Annotated in this window: 16 protein-coding genes; 8 read left to right on the top strand and 8 right to left on the bottom strand. The window is 68.2% G+C overall.

Annotated elements, in window-relative coordinates:
- The first annotated feature begins 3 nt into the window (after positions 1 to 3).
- Positions 4 to 573, top strand: coding sequence for a DNA-3-methyladenine glycosylase I (locus tag BMZ17_RS10940; protein WP_093138607.1), 570 nt, complete (start codon positions 4 to 6; stop codon positions 571 to 573).
- Between the two features lie 586 nt (positions 574 to 1,159).
- Here BMZ17_RS10940 and BMZ17_RS10935 read toward each other — a convergent pair.
- The 3 genes from BMZ17_RS10935 to BMZ17_RS10925 all read right to left on the bottom strand — a co-directional run bounded on the left by BMZ17_RS10935 (position 1,160) and on the right by BMZ17_RS10925 (position 4,351).
- The gene (locus BMZ17_RS10935; RefSeq protein ID WP_175485611.1) at positions 1,160 to 1,855 is read right to left on the bottom strand and encodes a YitT family protein; all 696 of its coding nucleotides are present in this window, start codon (positions 1,853 to 1,855) and stop codon (positions 1,160 to 1,162) included.
- A gap of 228 nt (positions 1,856 to 2,083) precedes the next feature.
- Positions 2,084 to 3,214 carry a PilT/PilU family type 4a pilus ATPase gene (locus BMZ17_RS10930; RefSeq protein WP_093138606.1) on the bottom strand — a complete coding sequence of 377 codons (1,131 nt, stop codon included), beginning with the start codon at positions 3,212 to 3,214 and terminating at the stop codon, positions 2,084 to 2,086.
- A gap of 99 nt (positions 3,215 to 3,313) precedes the next feature.
- Positions 3,314 to 4,351 (bottom strand): type IV pilus twitching motility protein PilT, encoded by a 1,038-nt coding sequence (locus tag BMZ17_RS10925; RefSeq protein ID WP_093138605.1) that lies wholly within the window; start codon positions 4,349 to 4,351, stop codon positions 3,314 to 3,316.
- Between the two features lie 129 nt (positions 4,352 to 4,480).
- Here BMZ17_RS10925 and BMZ17_RS10920 point away from each other — a divergent pair, with 129 nt between their 5' ends.
- The 3 genes from BMZ17_RS10920 (at position 4,481) to BMZ17_RS10910 (ending at position 6,590) form a co-directional block, all read left to right on the top strand.
- A complete protein-coding gene (locus BMZ17_RS10920) occupies positions 4,481 to 5,134 on the top strand; it encodes a YggS family pyridoxal phosphate-dependent enzyme (protein ID WP_254775318.1) in 654 nt (217 codons plus the stop codon).
- 110 nt (positions 5,135 to 5,244) lie between these two features.
- A complete protein-coding gene (gene proC / locus BMZ17_RS10915) occupies positions 5,245 to 6,096 on the top strand; it encodes a pyrroline-5-carboxylate reductase (protein ID WP_093138604.1) in 852 nt (283 codons plus the stop codon).
- A gap of 5 nt (positions 6,097 to 6,101) precedes the next feature.
- Entirely contained in the window at positions 6,102 to 6,590 is a 489-nt protein-coding gene (locus BMZ17_RS10910; protein WP_093138603.1) for a DUF4426 domain-containing protein, read from the top strand.
- Between the two features lie 95 nt (positions 6,591 to 6,685).
- Here BMZ17_RS10910 and soxR read toward each other — a convergent pair whose 3' ends face one another.
- The gene (soxR, locus tag BMZ17_RS10905) at positions 6,686 to 7,120 is read right to left on the bottom strand and encodes a redox-sensitive transcriptional activator SoxR (protein ID WP_093138602.1); all 435 of its coding nucleotides are present in this window, start codon (positions 7,118 to 7,120) and stop codon (positions 6,686 to 6,688) included.
- A 98-nt stretch (positions 7,121 to 7,218) separates the two neighbouring features.
- Between soxR and BMZ17_RS10900 the strand changes: the two genes are divergently transcribed.
- The gene (locus tag BMZ17_RS10900) at positions 7,219 to 8,598 is read left to right on the top strand and encodes an MFS transporter (RefSeq protein WP_093138601.1); all 1,380 of its coding nucleotides are present in this window, start codon (positions 7,219 to 7,221) and stop codon (positions 8,596 to 8,598) included.
- Positions 8,599 to 8,605: 7 nt separating this feature from the next.
- Here the strand turns inward: BMZ17_RS10900 and BMZ17_RS10895 are convergent, their stop codons facing one another.
- The 4 genes from BMZ17_RS10895 to pdxH are packed head-to-tail and all read right to left on the bottom strand — an operon-like array spanning position 8,606 to position 10,806.
- Positions 8,606 to 9,400 (bottom strand): ABC transporter substrate-binding protein, encoded by a 795-nt coding sequence (locus tag BMZ17_RS10895; protein ID WP_093138600.1) that lies wholly within the window; start codon positions 9,398 to 9,400, stop codon positions 8,606 to 8,608.
- Positions 9,401 to 9,404: 4 nt separating this feature from the next.
- Positions 9,405 to 9,848, bottom strand: coding sequence for an aminoglycoside 6'-N-acetyltransferase (gene aac(6'), locus BMZ17_RS10890; protein WP_254775280.1), 444 nt, complete (start codon positions 9,846 to 9,848; stop codon positions 9,405 to 9,407).
- Complete coding sequence (locus BMZ17_RS10885; protein ID WP_254775279.1) at positions 9,845 to 10,198, bottom strand: YqfO family protein; 354 nt, start codon at positions 10,196 to 10,198, stop codon at positions 9,845 to 9,847. The genes aac(6') and BMZ17_RS10885 overlap by 4 nt, the downstream gene beginning before the upstream one ends.
- On the bottom strand, positions 10,195 to 10,806 hold the full coding sequence (pdxH, locus tag BMZ17_RS10880; protein ID WP_093138598.1) for a pyridoxamine 5'-phosphate oxidase: 612 nt from the start codon (positions 10,804 to 10,806) through the stop codon (positions 10,195 to 10,197). Before pdxH ends, BMZ17_RS10885 begins: the two co-directional genes overlap by 4 nt.
- 45 nt (positions 10,807 to 10,851) lie before the next feature.
- On the opposite strand from pdxH, the gene BMZ17_RS10875 reads away from it, so the two are divergent.
- From BMZ17_RS10875 to aroB, 3 genes are all read left to right on the top strand, one after another.
- Positions 10,852 to 11,673 (top strand): kinase, encoded by an 822-nt coding sequence (locus BMZ17_RS10875; protein ID WP_093138597.1) that lies wholly within the window; start codon positions 10,852 to 10,854, stop codon positions 11,671 to 11,673.
- 61 nt (positions 11,674 to 11,734) lie between these two features.
- Positions 11,735 to 12,280 (top strand): shikimate kinase, encoded by a 546-nt coding sequence (locus BMZ17_RS10870; protein WP_093138596.1) that lies wholly within the window; start codon positions 11,735 to 11,737, stop codon positions 12,278 to 12,280.
- Positions 12,277 to 13,389, top strand: a complete 1,113-nt coding sequence (gene aroB / locus BMZ17_RS10865; protein WP_093138595.1) for a 3-dehydroquinate synthase — start codon at positions 12,277 to 12,279, stop codon at positions 13,387 to 13,389. The genes BMZ17_RS10870 and aroB overlap by 4 nt, the downstream gene beginning before the upstream one ends.
- Positions 13,390 to 13,400 lie beyond the last annotated feature (11 nt).

Below are 13,400 nucleotides of genomic sequence, written 5' to 3'. Positions count from 1 at the left end.
CGCATGAGCGGCTACTGCGCCATCGCCCCCGGCCACCCGATCCACGGGCGCTACCACGACACCGAATACGGCTTCCCGCAGCGCGAGGAAGCGGTGCTGTTCGAGCGCCTGCTGCTGGAGATCAACCAGGCCGGCCTGAGCTGGGAAACCATCCTGCGCAAGCGCGAGGCCTTCCGCGCCGCATACAGCGGCTTCGACGTGGATGCCGTGGCCGACTATGGCGAGGCCGACATCGCGCGCCTGATGGGTGACGCCGGCATCATCCGCAACCGGCTCAAGGTCCTGGCCGCGATCCACAACGCCCAGGTCATCCAGACCCTGCGCGCCTCACACGGCAGCTTCGCCGCGTGGCTGGATGCGCACCATCCGCTGGAAAAAGCGGACTGGGTGAAGCTGTTCAAGAAGACCTTTCGCTTCACCGGCGGCGAGATCACTGGCGAGTTCTTGATGAGCCTGGGGTATCTGCCGGGCGCGCATCACGAGGGATGTCCGGCGTTCGCGGCGGCGGCGAAGTGCAAGCCGGCGTGGATGCAGGTGGCGAAACCGTTGAAGTCGGCGAAGACGAAGAAGTAGTTCTCCGCGCTTTGCTGATTTTTTAGCAGCAAAAGCTTTCGTGCGGCTTCGCCACCCGACCTACCTTTCTTTGCTTGTGCAAAGAAAGGCTAGGCCAAAGAAAGCACACCCTGGCGGTCGGCTTTTCGCTTTGCGAAAAGTCCGCTGCGGCCGTCGGGAATTTTTGGAAGGGACATCCATGTCCCTTCCAAAAACGACGCGCGTCCTGCGCGTCGCCCTTCGGGTTTTAACCCGTCGCCCTCCGCCCAACCTCAAGGGACCGGCAGATCAAAAGCAAAGCAAGAGCCGAAGCAAGATCGCTTCGGTTCTTGCTTTGCTTTGGACTTTGAGATCCCCGTAAGGCACGGCGAAGGGCCGAGGATCAGACCCGCAGGGCGCCGTGCATGGATGCACGGCGTTTTTCGACGGGACATGGATGTCCCTTCGAAAAATCCCTCGACCCGTAGCGGACCCTCGCACCGCGAGGGCGTGCTGCCCGGGGCGTGTTTCTTTGCCCAGCTTTCTTTGCACGAGCAAAGAAAGTGGGTCGCGCGACGAAGTCGTGCGAAAGCCTTTGCTTTAGGAAAAAGACCGCAAGGCAGCCAAATCAAACGCCCATATACCGATGCGGCCGATGGTTGAACATCAGCACCAGGCTCAACACCACCGCGCCCAGCGCCGAATACAGCACCTGCATTGGGGCTAGGGTGAAGCACGCCACCACCATCAGCATCGCGTCGAAACTCATCTGCACCCTGCCCGCGCTGATGCCGTGCGCACGCTGCAGGTAGACGGCGAGGATGCCGACGCCGCCCAGGCTGGCGTGGTGGCGGATGAAGAACAGGATGCCCATGCCCACCAGCGCGCCACCGACCAGCGCCGAATACAGCGGCGTCACCTGCGCATACGGCGCCCAACGCGGCAGCAGGTCGGTCAGCACGCCGCACGCGGCCACGGCGGCAAAGGTCTTGAGGGTGAACTCCCAGCCCATGCGCCGCACCGACAGCCAGTAGAACGGCAGGTTCACCAGCACGAACATCAGGCCGAAATTCCAGCCGAACGCGTAGTGCGTCAGGAATGCCACGCCGGCCATGCCGCCGATCATCAGCCCGCCCTTGGCGAACACCGCCAGGCCGAGCGAGGCCGTCAACGTCGCCAGTACCATGCCCTGCACGTCCTCGGCGACCGAATGGTGAAACGCGCGGTCGTCGATCTCGGTGCCTTCCGAATCCGGCGACGGCGTCAGCGGCCCGGAGGTGACCACCACGCCGGGCGGCGAATGATCCTGGCCGCCATCGTCCAGCCCCACCTCGGGCGCGGGCGGCGTTGCGGCAAGAGCGGGATCTTCGGCAGGCGGCTTGGAATGCGGCACGATGGGAGCAGGCGTGGGCGGCGCTGCATTCTACCGGCAGGCCTCCGGCGATTCCGTCACAACTGAAACTTTTCCCGTGACGCACCAGCCGGGCCCCAACGAAAACGGCCGCACCGGAAGGCGCGGCCGTTTCAGCCACAAGTCGGAAAAACGCCGGAGTCAGCGGACTTCCGCCACCTCGACGCCATCCAGACCCTGGGCCAGCGTGCGGGCGTCGCCGCCCTGGGCCAGCTTGATGCGCAGGCGCACTTCGTTCTGCGAGTCGGCGTAGCGCAGCGCGTCCTCGTAAGAGATCTCGCCGGCCTGGTACAGCTCGAACAGGCTCTGGTCAAAGGTCTTCATGCCCAGGTTGGTCGAGTCCTTCATGACCTCCTTGAGCTTGTGGATCTCGCCGTCGCGGATGTAGTCCTGGATCAGCGGGGTGCCCAGCATGATCTCCATCGCCACGCGGCGGCCCTTGCCGTCCGGCGTGGGCACCAGCTGCTGGGCGACCACGCCCTTGATGTTCAGGGACAGATCCATCAACAGCTGATTGCGACGGTCTTCCGGGAAGAAGTTGATGATGCGGTCCATCGCCTGGTTGGCGTTGTTGGCGTGTAGCGTGCACAGCACCAGGTGGCCGGTTTCGGCGAAGGAAATCGCGTGGTCCATGCCTTCACGGGTGCGCACCTCGCCGATCATGATCACGTCCGGCGCCTGGCGCAGGGTGTTCTTCAGCGCGGCTTCCCAGCTGTCGGTGTCGATGCCGACTTCGCGCTGGGTGATGATGCAGCCCTCGTGCTTGTGCACGAATTCGATCGGGTCCTCGATCGTGATGATGTGGCCGGTCGAGTTCTGGTTGCGATAGCCGATCATCGCGGCGAGCGAGGTCGACTTACCGGTGCCGGTCGCACCGACGAAGATGATGATGCCGCGCTTGGTCATCGCCAGGGTCTTGATGACCGGCGGCAGGTTCAGCTCGTCGACGCTGGGGATCTTGGTCTCGATCCGGCGCAGCACCATGCCCACCTGGTTGCGCTGGTAGAAGCAGCTCACGCGGAAGCGGCCGACGCCAGCCACGCCGATGGCGAAATTGCACTCGTGGGTCTTTTCGAACTCTTCGCGCTGGGCCGGCGTCATCACGTTCAGCACCAGGTCGCGCGACTGCTGCGGCGTCAGCGGTGTCTGGGTGATCGGCGAGAGCTTGCCGTGCACCTTGATCGACGGCGGCATGCCCGAGGTGATGAACAGGTCCGACGCCTTCTGGTGCGCCATCAGCTTGAGGAACGAGGTGAAGTCGATGGTGCTCATCTGTCTCTCCGGGTGCCGGACGCCGTGGGCCGGCGGCCGGGAAACTGTACGAAACCCTCGTCAACCGACCGTCGCGCAGGCGTTGGCCGGGTTTAACGATTACTCGAACAGACGCTTGTCCTTGGCGTATTCCTTGGCCTGCTGGCGCGTGATCTGGCTGCGCTTGACCAGGTCCTGCAGGTGCTGGTCCAGGGTCATCATGCCGTACTGCTGGCCGGTCTGGATCGCCGAATACATCTGCGCGACCTTGTCCTCGCGGATCAGGTTACGGATGGCCGGCGTGCCGACCATGATTTCCCACGCGGCCGTACGGCCGCCGCCGACCTTCTTCAGCAGCGCCTGCGAGATCACCGAGCGCAGCGACTCGGAGAGCATCGAGCGGACCATCGGCTTTTCGCCGGCGGGGAACACGTCGATGATGCGGTCGATGGTCTTGGCCGCCGAGCTGGTGTGCAGGGTGCCGAACACCAGATGGCCGGTTTCCGCGGCGGTGAGCGCCAGGCGGATGGTTTCCAGGTCGCGCAACTCGCCGACCAGGATGTAGTCGGGGTCTTCGCGCAGGGCCGAGCGCAGCGCCTCGTTGAAGCCGTGCGTGTCGCGGTGCACCTCGCGCTGGTTGATCAGGCACTTCTGCGAGGTGTGCACGAATTCGATCGGGTCCTCGACGGTGAGGATGTGGCCGTATTCGTTCTTGTTGATGAAGTCGATCATCGCCGCCAGCGTGGTCGACTTGCCCGAACCGGTCGGGCCGGTGACCAGGATCAGGCCCTGCGGCTGCTGGACCATCTCGCGGAACAGTGGCGGGCAGCCCAGGTCTTCCAGGGTCAGCACTTCGGACGGAATCGTACGGAACACCGCACCGGCGCCGCGGTTCTGGTTGAACGCGTTGACGCGGAAGCGGGCCAGCGACGGGATTTCGAAGGAGAAGTCGACTTCGAGGAATTCTTCGTAATCGCGGCGCTGCTTGTCCGACATGATGTCGTAGACCAGCGCGTGGACCTGCTTGTGGTCCAGGGCGGGAATGTTGATGCGGCGGACGTCACCGTCCACGCGGATCATCGGCGGCAGGCCGGCGGACAGGTGCAGGTCCGAGGCCTTGTTCTTGACCGAGAAGGCCAGTAGTTCGGCGATATCCATCGTGAAGTGTTTCCCCTGTGGAAAAGTGCTGCCAACTGGAACCGTACATCCCCGAAAGGCAGTATAGCGCCCTTCCCGCAACTGCCAACGGGCGTGTTTACCGTGCTTTCCGAGCGTCTTGCCGACACCCTGAACAGGCTGCAGAACGCGGCCACCGAGGCGCGACGGCCAGTGCCGGCGCTGGTGGCGGTGTCCAAGTTCCAGCCCGCCAGTGCCGTGGCCGAACTGGCCGACGCGGGCCAACAGGTCTTCGGCGAGAACTATGTGCAGGAGGCGCAGGCCAAGCTGGCCGAACTGGCGCGCCCAAACCTGACCTGGCACCTCATCGGCCATCTGCAGTCCAACAAGGCTGCAGTCGCTGCCGACTTGTTCGACTGGGTGCAAACCGTGGACCGGGCCAAGCTGGTGACCGCGCTGGCCGACGCACGTGCAACGACGCGCGCGCCGCTCAACGTGCTGATCCAGGTCAACATCGATGACGAATCCAGCAAGCACGGCTGTGCGCCGGACGAGGTCGAGGCGTTGGCCACCCTGATTGCGGCGCGGCCGACGCTGGCGCTGCGCGGGCTGATGGCGATCCCGGCCCCACATGAAGATCCGGCACTGCGGCGCGCGGCCTTCGCGAAGATGAAAGCGCTGTTCGACACGCTGGCGGCGGCGCATCCGGGCGTGGACACGCTGTCGATGGGCATGAGCGATGACTGCGCGCTGGCCGTGGCCGAAGGCGCGACGATGGTGCGCGTGGGCACGGCGTTGTTCGGGGCGCGTCCGGCCAAGGGCTGACCTGATTTCACGGGGCTGCTCCGGCGGCACCGAAGGCCGCATTGGCGAAGCCTCGACGCGGCGAAGCGGTGATAATCCGCCGGTCGACTTCTCCAGGACCCATCCGCGCCATGACCAGCACGTCCCCGCAGTCTGCTTCTTCGGCCACCGACACCGTGGCCTTCATCGGCGGCGGCAACATGGCGCGCAGCCTGATCGGCGGCCTGATCGCGCGCGGCGCGGCGCCGGCCAGTATTCGCGTGGCCGAACCGGTGGCTGAACTGCGCGACGGCCTGGCCAGCCAGTTCGGCGTGCGGGTCTTCGAGGCCGCCGCCGATGCGGTGCAGGGCGCGGGGCTGTGGCTGTTCGCGGTCAAGCCGCAGGTCATGCGCGGCGTGTGCGAGTCGCTGGCCGAGGTCGCCCAGGCGGGCAAGCCGCTGGTGGTCTCGATCGCCGCTGGCATCACTGCCGCGCAGCTCTCGCGCTGGCTGGGCGGCGACGCGGCGGTGGTCCGCGCGATGCCCAACACGCCGGCGCTGCTTGGCGCGGGTGTGACCGGGCTGTTCGCCACCGCACACGTCGATGACGCCGGCCGCGCACGCACCGATGCCTTGCTTTCCAGCGCCGGCAAGACCGTGTGGATCGACAGCGAAGCGCAGATGGATGCAGTCACCGCCGTCTCCGGCAGCGGCCCGGCCTATGTGTTCCTGCTGGCCGAGGCGATGGAAGCCGCCGGCATCGCCCAGGGCCTGCCCGCCGAGGCTGCCCGCGCCCTGACCTTGCAGACCGTGCTGGGCGCGGCGCGCATGCTGACCGAATCGGGCGAAGCGCCGGCCGAACTGCGCCGTCGCGTGACCTCGCCCAACGGCACCACCCAGGCCGCGATCGAAGCCTTCCAGGCTGGCGGTTTCGAGCTGCTGACCGATGCGGCCATCGCCGCGGCCACCGCGCGCGGCAAGGCGCTGTCGGCCGCCAACGACTGACGCAGATGCTCGATCCTCGCGCCACGCTGCTGCGAAATGCGGGTCGATGGGCCCGCCCACTGCTGCTGTGCATGGCGCTGGCCGGCTGCTCGGCCGGCGAAACGCCGCGCAAGGTCGAGGCCATCGCGCCGCAGGACAGCGCGCAGCAGTTCGGCGATCTGCGCGTGCGTTACAACGCGCTGCCCAGCCTGTCGATGCCGGCTGCGGCCACGCAGGCCTATGGCATCGAGCGCGGCGCCGGCAAGGCGCTGGTGGTGATCGCGCTGCGCCGCGTGCAGGGCCAGGACGAATTGCCGGCACATGGCGAGGTCAGCGGCACGGCGACGGATCTATCCGGGCGCCGGCAGCCCATCGCGTTCCGCACCGTGCGCACCGGCGAGTACGAAGATCACATCGGCGTGGTCGATATCAGTACGCACGACACGTTGCGGTTCGTGCTTGAAGTGCGCAGCGAAGAAGGCGGCGGGACGCTGAGGTTTGAGCGGACGTTCTAGCAACTTGCCTAATGAGAACTGCCTCAGAAGCGATGGGGCTTTATAGGGAAGGCCAGATCGCCGCTGAAGCGGCTCCCACAAAAGCAAAGCAGACCTCATCCCGCACTCCACCGCTGCGGCCCATCGCCCTGCTCGCCCAGCGTGTCGTCCGGATTGCTCAACCGGCAGCGGCGCAGCGACAGGCAGCCGCAGCCGATGCAGTCGGTGAGCTGGTCGCGCAGCTGGTGCAAGGCCAGGATGCGCTGGTCCAGTTCGTGCTTCCAGGCGGCCGACATGCGCGCCCATTCGGCCTTGGTCGGGGTGCGCGATTCGGGCAACACGTCGAAGGCCCGGCGCACCGCTTCCAGCGGCACGCCCACGCGCTGGGCCACGCGGATCACGGCCAGCCTTCGCAGCACGTCGCGCCCGTAGCGGCGCTGGTTGCCGGCGGTGCGCAGGCTCTGGATCAAGCCTTTCTTCTCATAGAAATGCAGCGCCGAGACCGCCATGCCGCTGCGCTTTGCCACGTCGCCGACCGCCAGTTCCTGCATCGCTTGACCTCAACCCCGCTTGAGGTCGCATGCTGCCGTCCCCGCCGATGCCGCGCAAGCCGCGAATCGACCGGTAACTCTTTTCAATGTGGTCCCGCATGAACACCTCGAACACCAACGCCCTACCCCGCGACGATGCGTCCGCTGCGCCTGAGTCGATCCTTGGCCCGCGCTATCGCGCCACCACCATCGGCATGGTCGCGCTGGTGTCGCTGACCGCGTTCGAAGCGCTGGCCGTGGCGGCCGCGATGCCGACGGTGGCCGCCGCGCTCGATGGCTTGTCGCTGTATGCGCTGGCCTTCGGCGGCACCCTGGCCACCAGTGTGGTCGGCATGACGGTGGCCGGGCGCTGGAGCGACCGCCGCGGCCCGGCTGGCGCGCTGTGGAGAGGCCTGGCCTGCTTCGTTGCCGGCCTGTTGCTGGCTGGACTGGCCAAGACGATGCCGATGCTGATTGTGGGCCGCCTGGTCCAGGGCCTGGGCGCCGGCGCGCTGTCGGTGGCGCTGTACGTGCTGGTCGGACGGCAGTATCCGGAGGCTTTGCGACCGCGCATCTTCGCCGCGTTCTCGGCCGGCTGGGTGGTGCCGTCGCTGGTCGGCCCGGCCTTGAGCGGCCTGGTGGTCGAACACCTGGGTTGGCGCTGGGTGTTCCTGGCCGTGCCCGTCTTGGCGGCGCCGGCGGCGTGGTTGCTGCGACCTGCACTGGCCTCGCTGACTCTGCCGCCGGCACCGAACAAGCCGGGCCAGTCCGCGCATTGGGCGATCGGCGCAGCGGTGGGTGTATGCGCGCTGTACCTGGGCGCGCACCAGCAAGGCCCCGGCGCGGCGCTGACCGTGCTGCCGGCACTGGCGTTGCTGCTGGCCAGCACCTGGCGCCTGCTGCCGCGCGGCACGCTGCGCGGTGTGCGTGGCTTGCCCAGCGTGATCGGTCTGCGCGGCATGGCCGCGGCTGCGTTCTTCGGCAGCGAAGCGTTCCTGCCGCTGGTGCTCTCGCGCGAACACGGCCTGTCGCCCAGTTGGGCCGGCGCGGCGCTGAGCGTGGGCGCGCTGGGCTGGTTCTTCGGCTCCTGGTACCAAGGCCATCGGCCGGCCGGCGCAGACCGGCAGGCCATCGTGCGTCGCGGTTGCGCCTTGCTGGGGCTGGGCGTGGCGGCGACCGCCACGGTGATGTGGCCGGCGATGCCCGTGGCTGTGCCGGTGATCGGCTGGGCCTGCACCGGGCTGGGCATGGGCCTGCTCTACGCCAGCCTGTCGCTGCTGACGCTCTCGCTGTCGCCGCCGGCCGAACAGGGCCGCAACAGCGCCGCCCTGCAGCTGTGCGAAGCGGTCGCGGTGGCCACGGCGCTGGCGGTCGGCGGCTCGCTGTTCGCGCTGCTGCTGACGCGGGCGGCGCTGTTGGCCTACGCGGCGCCGTTTGCGATCTCGCTGCTGTGTGCGTCGGTGGCGGCGTGGCTGGCGCGGCGCACCGCCAGCGCATGAAACGCCTTCAGCGCTGGCGCGCACTCCAGCCCTGGATGATCGCAGCGATGGCCTGCAGGCCATCGGTCAACGCGGCGGGACCCGGCTGCAGGATCAGCGGCGATTTGATCTCGTGCAGCTCGCCATCGCGCACCGCCGGGATCGCGTCCCAACCCGGTCGCGCCGCGACCTGTTCGGGGCGGAAGCGCTTGCCGCACCACGAACCCAGGATGATATCCGGCGCTCGCGCGATCACCGGTGCGCCATCGGCCAGGATGCGGCCCTTGGCCAGCGGCTCGCACGACAGCTCGGGGAAGATGTCATCGCCACCAGCAATGCCAATCAGCTCGGCCACCCACTGGATGCCGGTGATGATCGGCGTGTCCCACTCTTCGAAGTAGACCTTCGGCCGGTGCGGCAATCGTGCTGCTGCGCTGCGCACGGCGTCGAGGCTGCGTTCGAGTGCATCGGCATACGCCTCGGCCTGCGCCGCGCAACCGACCAGCGCGCCCAGACGCCGCACGTACTCGAGGATGCCGGCAACGCTGCGATGGTTGGCGATCCACACTTCCACGCCGGCCTTGACCAGCGCGGCGGCGATGTCGGCTTGGATGTCGGAGAAGCCGATCGCCAGGTCCGGCTTGAGCGCCAGGATCTGGTCGATCTTCGCGCTGGTGAACGCGGCAACTTTGGGTTTCTCGCGGCGCGCCTGCGGCGGACGCACGGTGAAGCCGCTGATGCCGACGATGCGGTCCTGCTGGCCCAGCGCGTAGAGCGTCTCGCAAGGTTCTTCCGTCAGGCAGACGATGCGCCGCGGGCTCATCGCCTCAGAGCGCCATGCGGAAGTACACGACCCGCTCGGTTTCCTCGAACCCGCATGCGGCATGCACGCGCTGCGCGTCCAGGTTGTCCAGCGTCGCGTCCGAAGCCAACTCGGTGCAGCCCTGCGCGCGGGTCCAGTCGCGCACCGCGGCCAGCAACGCGCGGCCGATGCCACGCCCGCGCCAGGCCTCGCTCACATACCAGCCTTCCAGGAACCCCACCGGCGAGGAATCGGTGCCGTTGACGTAGTCCTGGCGCAGCGTGGCTTCGGCGAAACCCACCGCCGCGCCGTCGGCGAAGGCGATGAAGTTGCCCGCGTCCGAACGCTGCAGCGCCTCGGCCACGTTGCCCACGGCATCGGTTTCATCGGGCCACAGCGCGCGGCGCAGCTGCACCCACGCGCGCAGGTCGCCGGCGCTGGCGGCGCGGATCGAGAAGGCGTCGTTCAAGGCAGTGGGAACAACGATTCGTCGACGAACACCGCCGGCACTTCCCACGGATGGGCCGCGTTGATCGCCTGCAGCACGCGCTGCAGTCGCGCCGCATCGCGGCTGATGCTGCATTCCAGGCGCACGGTCGGGTCGGCGGTCAGCGCACCGGCGCTGCCGACGGTTGGCGTGGCCTGCGGGCCGGGACGGAACTGCTCGATGCCCGGCGCCGAGGTCCACATCACTTCGCGGTAGTGGCCGATGGCCAGGTCATCGACCGCGACGATCGCGGCCTTGACCGCCTCCACGTCGGCCGGCGGCACGAACACGGTGATGCGGTAGACCGGCAGCAGCTGCAGCGCCGCACTCACGGAAACAGCATCCGCTTGGACCAGCTGCCGTCGACCGCACGCTCGTAGCGCCAGCGCGCATGCAGGCGGAACTTGGCGCCATACCAGAACTCGAAACTTTCCGGCACCACGCGAAAGCCGGTCCAGCCATCCGGGCGCGGCACGTCACCACCTTCGAACTCGGTCTCGACCTGGCGCAGGCGATCGTTGAAATCCGCCTCGCTTTCCAGCGTATGCGACTGGGCCGAGGCCCAGGCACCGAGCTGGCTTTCGCGCGCACGCGTGGCGAAGTACGCATCAGCCTCTTCATCGGCGACCAGCTGCACCGCGCCTTCGATGCGCACCTGGATGCCGGCCTCGCGCAGGGTGCGCCACAACAGCAGCAACGCCGCGCGCGGGTTGGCCTGCAGCTCGCGCCCCTTCTGGCTGTCCAGGTGGCTGTAGAAGACGAAGCCGCGCGCGTCGTGTGCCTTGAGCAGCACCGTGCGCACCGACGGATGGCCGTCCAGGGTCGCGGTGGCCACGCTCATCGCGTTGTATTCGGGCTCGTCCTTGCTCTGGCGGGCCTCCTGGTAGAGGTCGGTGAAGGTGGACAGCGCTTCGGCGTAAAGGTCGACGTCGGTGGTCATCTTGAAAGCACGGGCGGCCCGGAGGCGGTGCGCTATTGTCGCCCGATGGGCACACCCACGCACGATTCCCCGCACGGCTTCCCGCAAGCGCTGGTCGACGAGGCGCTGGCCAGCATCCGCGCCCTGCCGCAGGCGATCCCGGTCTGGGGCCTGTCGGCGCTGCAGGGCACCGGCAAATCCACCTTCGCCGGTCAGCTGGCCAAAACCGCCGAAGCCGCCGGGCTGCGCACCGCGGTGCTGTCGCTGGACGATTTCTACCTGACCCGCGCCGAGCGGCAGACGCTGGCGCGCGAGCTGCACCCGCTGCTGGCAACCCGCGGCCCGCCCGGCACCCACGACCTGCCGCTGGCCCTGCACACGCTGCAGGCGCTGCGCGAGGGCCGCCCGGTGAAGCTGCCGCGCTTCGACAAGCTGGCCGACGACCGCGCGCCGGAGTCGCAGTGGCCCACGCTGGACGCGCCGGCGCAACTGGTGATCTTCGAAGGCTGGTGCCTGGGCACGCCGGCGCAGGAACTGGCCGCGCTGGTGGCGCCGATCAACGCGCTGGAGCGCGACGAGGACCGAGAAGGGCTGTGGCGCAGCACCTGTAACGCCGCGCTGGCGCGCGATTACCCGGCGCTGTGGAACACCTGCGACACGCTGTGGTTCCTGCAGCCGCCGGGTTTCGACAACGTGGTGGACTGGCGCTGGCAGGCCGAGGAACAGCTCAAGTCCGCTCATCCCGACCAGCGCGGCATGAGCCGGCCGCAGCTGGAGCGCTTCGTCCAGCACTACGAGCGGGTCAGCCGGCAGGCGCTGCGCACGCTGCCGCAACGGGCCGACCGGGTGATCGCTGTGGATGCGCAGCGGCGCGTGCTGGGCGGCTGACACGGTTTCGACTGCAACTGCCTTGGCGGCGCATCGGCGTGCGCCGCTATCATTCGTGGCGATGAATCCCGCCCCCAATCTCGTGATGGTCGGCCCCATGGGCGCCGGCAAGACCTCCATCGGCCGCCGCATCGCCGAGCGCTTCAGCCTGGTCTTCGCCGACGTGGACCACGCGGTGGTCGAGGCCTGCGGGACCAGCATTCCCAGCATCTTCGAGCAGGTCGGCGAAACCGGTTTTCGCGCCCATGAAAGCGCCGCCCTGGCCACCCTCCTCGCCGGCGAAGGCCAGGTGGTGGCCAGCGGCGGCGGCGCGGTGCTGCGCGAGGAAAACCGCGCCCTGATGCGCGAACGCGGCTTCGTCGTCTACCTGCGCGTGGACGTGGAAACCCAGCTCAAGCGCGTGGCCCGCGACCGCAACCGTCCCCTGCTCAACACCGGCGATCGCCGTGAGGTCTTGACCGAATTGATCCGTCTCCGTGAACCGCTGTACCTGGAAGTGGCCGACCTGGTCCTGGAAGCCGACCGCCTGACCCCGGGCGAAGCCACGGCCGCGCTGGTCGGCCGGCTGGCGCGCGAATGGCAGCGCAACGGAGCCAACGCCGCATGAGCCAGGCAATGCAGACCGTCCACGTCGGCGGCGATGTCCCTTACGAAATCCGCATCGGCGCCGGCCTGATCGGCGATGGCGCAGCGCTGGCCGCGCACGTGCGCGGCCGCCATGTGCTGCTGGTCAGCGATTCGCATGTGGCACCGCTCTACGCCGATGCGCTGGAAAAGGCGCTGACCGAGGCAAAGCCGGGGTTGAAGCTCGCGCGCTTCGTGCTGCCGGCCGGCGAGGAATCCAAGACGCTGGAACACTTCAGCGGCGCGATCGATGCGCTGGCCGCGCTGGGCGCCACGCGCGATGCCTGCGTGTTCGCGCTGGGCGGCGGCGTGGTCGGCGACCTGGCCGGGTTTGCCGCCGCCTGCTGGATGCGCGGCGTGGACGTGGTGCAGGTGCCGACCACACTGCTGTCAATGGTCGATTCATCGGTGGGCGGCAAGACCGCGGTGGACATCCCGCAGGGCAAGAACCTGGTCGGCGCGTTCCATCCGCCGCGCGCGGTGTTCGCCGATACCGCCGCGCTCACCACCCTGCCGCCGCGCGAAATCCGCGCTGGCCTGGCAGAGGTGATCAAGTACGGCGCGCTGGGCGACCCGCTGTTCTTCGAGTGGCTCGAGACCCAGCAGCAGCCCTTGCTGGCCGGCGATGCGCACGCATTGACCACGGCGATCGCGCGCAGCTGCGAGGCCAAGGCCGCGATCGTGGCGCGCGACCCGCTGGAAAAGGGCGAGCGCGCCCTGCTCAACCTGGGCCACACCTTCGGCCATGCCATCGAGACCGAACAGGGCTACGGCGGCGTGGCCAACGACAATCTCAATCATGGCGAAGCGGTGTCCGTGGGCATGGTCCTGGCGGCGCGCCTGTCCGCGCGCCTGGGCCTGAGCGCGGCCGAAGACACCGAGCGCCTGATCGCGCTGCTGGCTGGCTACGGCTTGCCCACGCAGATTCCCGCCGGCTTGTCGCCCGATGCGCTGCTGGGCCGCATGCGTCTGGACAAGAAGAACATCGCCGGCCGCCTGCGCCTGGTGCTGTGGCGAGGCATCGGCCAGGCCGAAGTGGTGCCCGACGTGGATGAAGCGCAGGTGCTGCCGGTCCTGGCCGGAATGCCCTGAGCCCAACGCCT

Origin of the sequence: Pseudoxanthomonas sp. GM95 (assembly GCF_900109775.1) — a bacterium.
GTDB lineage: Bacteria > Pseudomonadota > Gammaproteobacteria > Xanthomonadales > Xanthomonadaceae > Pseudoxanthomonas_A.
This window is presented reverse-complemented; position numbering and strand designations above follow the sequence as displayed.

Bases quoted from the DNA above. Each gene is read 5' to 3' on its own strand.
- BMZ17_RS10940 (WP_093138607.1), top strand. From the start codon at position 4: ATGAGCGGCTACTGCGCCATCGCCCCCGGCCACCCGATCCACGGGCGC.
- BMZ17_RS10930 (WP_093138606.1), bottom strand. From the start codon at position 3,214: ATGAGCACCATCGACTTCACCTCGTTCCTCAAGCTGATGGCGCACCAG.
- BMZ17_RS10925 (WP_093138605.1), bottom strand. From the start codon at position 4,351: ATGGATATCGCCGAACTACTGGCCTTCTCGGTCAAGAACAAGGCCTCG.
- proC (WP_093138604.1), top strand. From the start codon at position 5,245: ATGACCAGCACGTCCCCGCAGTCTGCTTCTTCGGCCACCGACACCGTG.
- BMZ17_RS10910 (WP_093138603.1), top strand. From the start codon at position 6,102: ATGCTCGATCCTCGCGCCACGCTGCTGCGAAATGCGGGTCGATGGGCC.
- soxR (WP_093138602.1), bottom strand. From the start codon at position 7,120: ATGCAGGAACTGGCGGTCGGCGACGTGGCAAAGCGCAGCGGCATGGCG.
- BMZ17_RS10900 (WP_093138601.1), top strand. From the start codon at position 7,219: ATGAACACCTCGAACACCAACGCCCTACCCCGCGACGATGCGTCCGCT.
- BMZ17_RS10895 (WP_093138600.1), bottom strand. From the start codon at position 9,400: ATGAGCCCGCGGCGCATCGTCTGCCTGACGGAAGAACCTTGCGAGACG.
- pdxH (WP_093138598.1), bottom strand. From the start codon at position 10,806: ATGACCACCGACGTCGACCTTTACGCCGAAGCGCTGTCCACCTTCACC.
- BMZ17_RS10875 (WP_093138597.1), top strand. From the start codon at position 10,852: ATGGGCACACCCACGCACGATTCCCCGCACGGCTTCCCGCAAGCGCTG.
- BMZ17_RS10870 (WP_093138596.1), top strand. From the start codon at position 11,735: ATGAATCCCGCCCCCAATCTCGTGATGGTCGGCCCCATGGGCGCCGGC.
- aroB (WP_093138595.1), top strand. From the start codon at position 12,277: ATGAGCCAGGCAATGCAGACCGTCCACGTCGGCGGCGATGTCCCTTAC.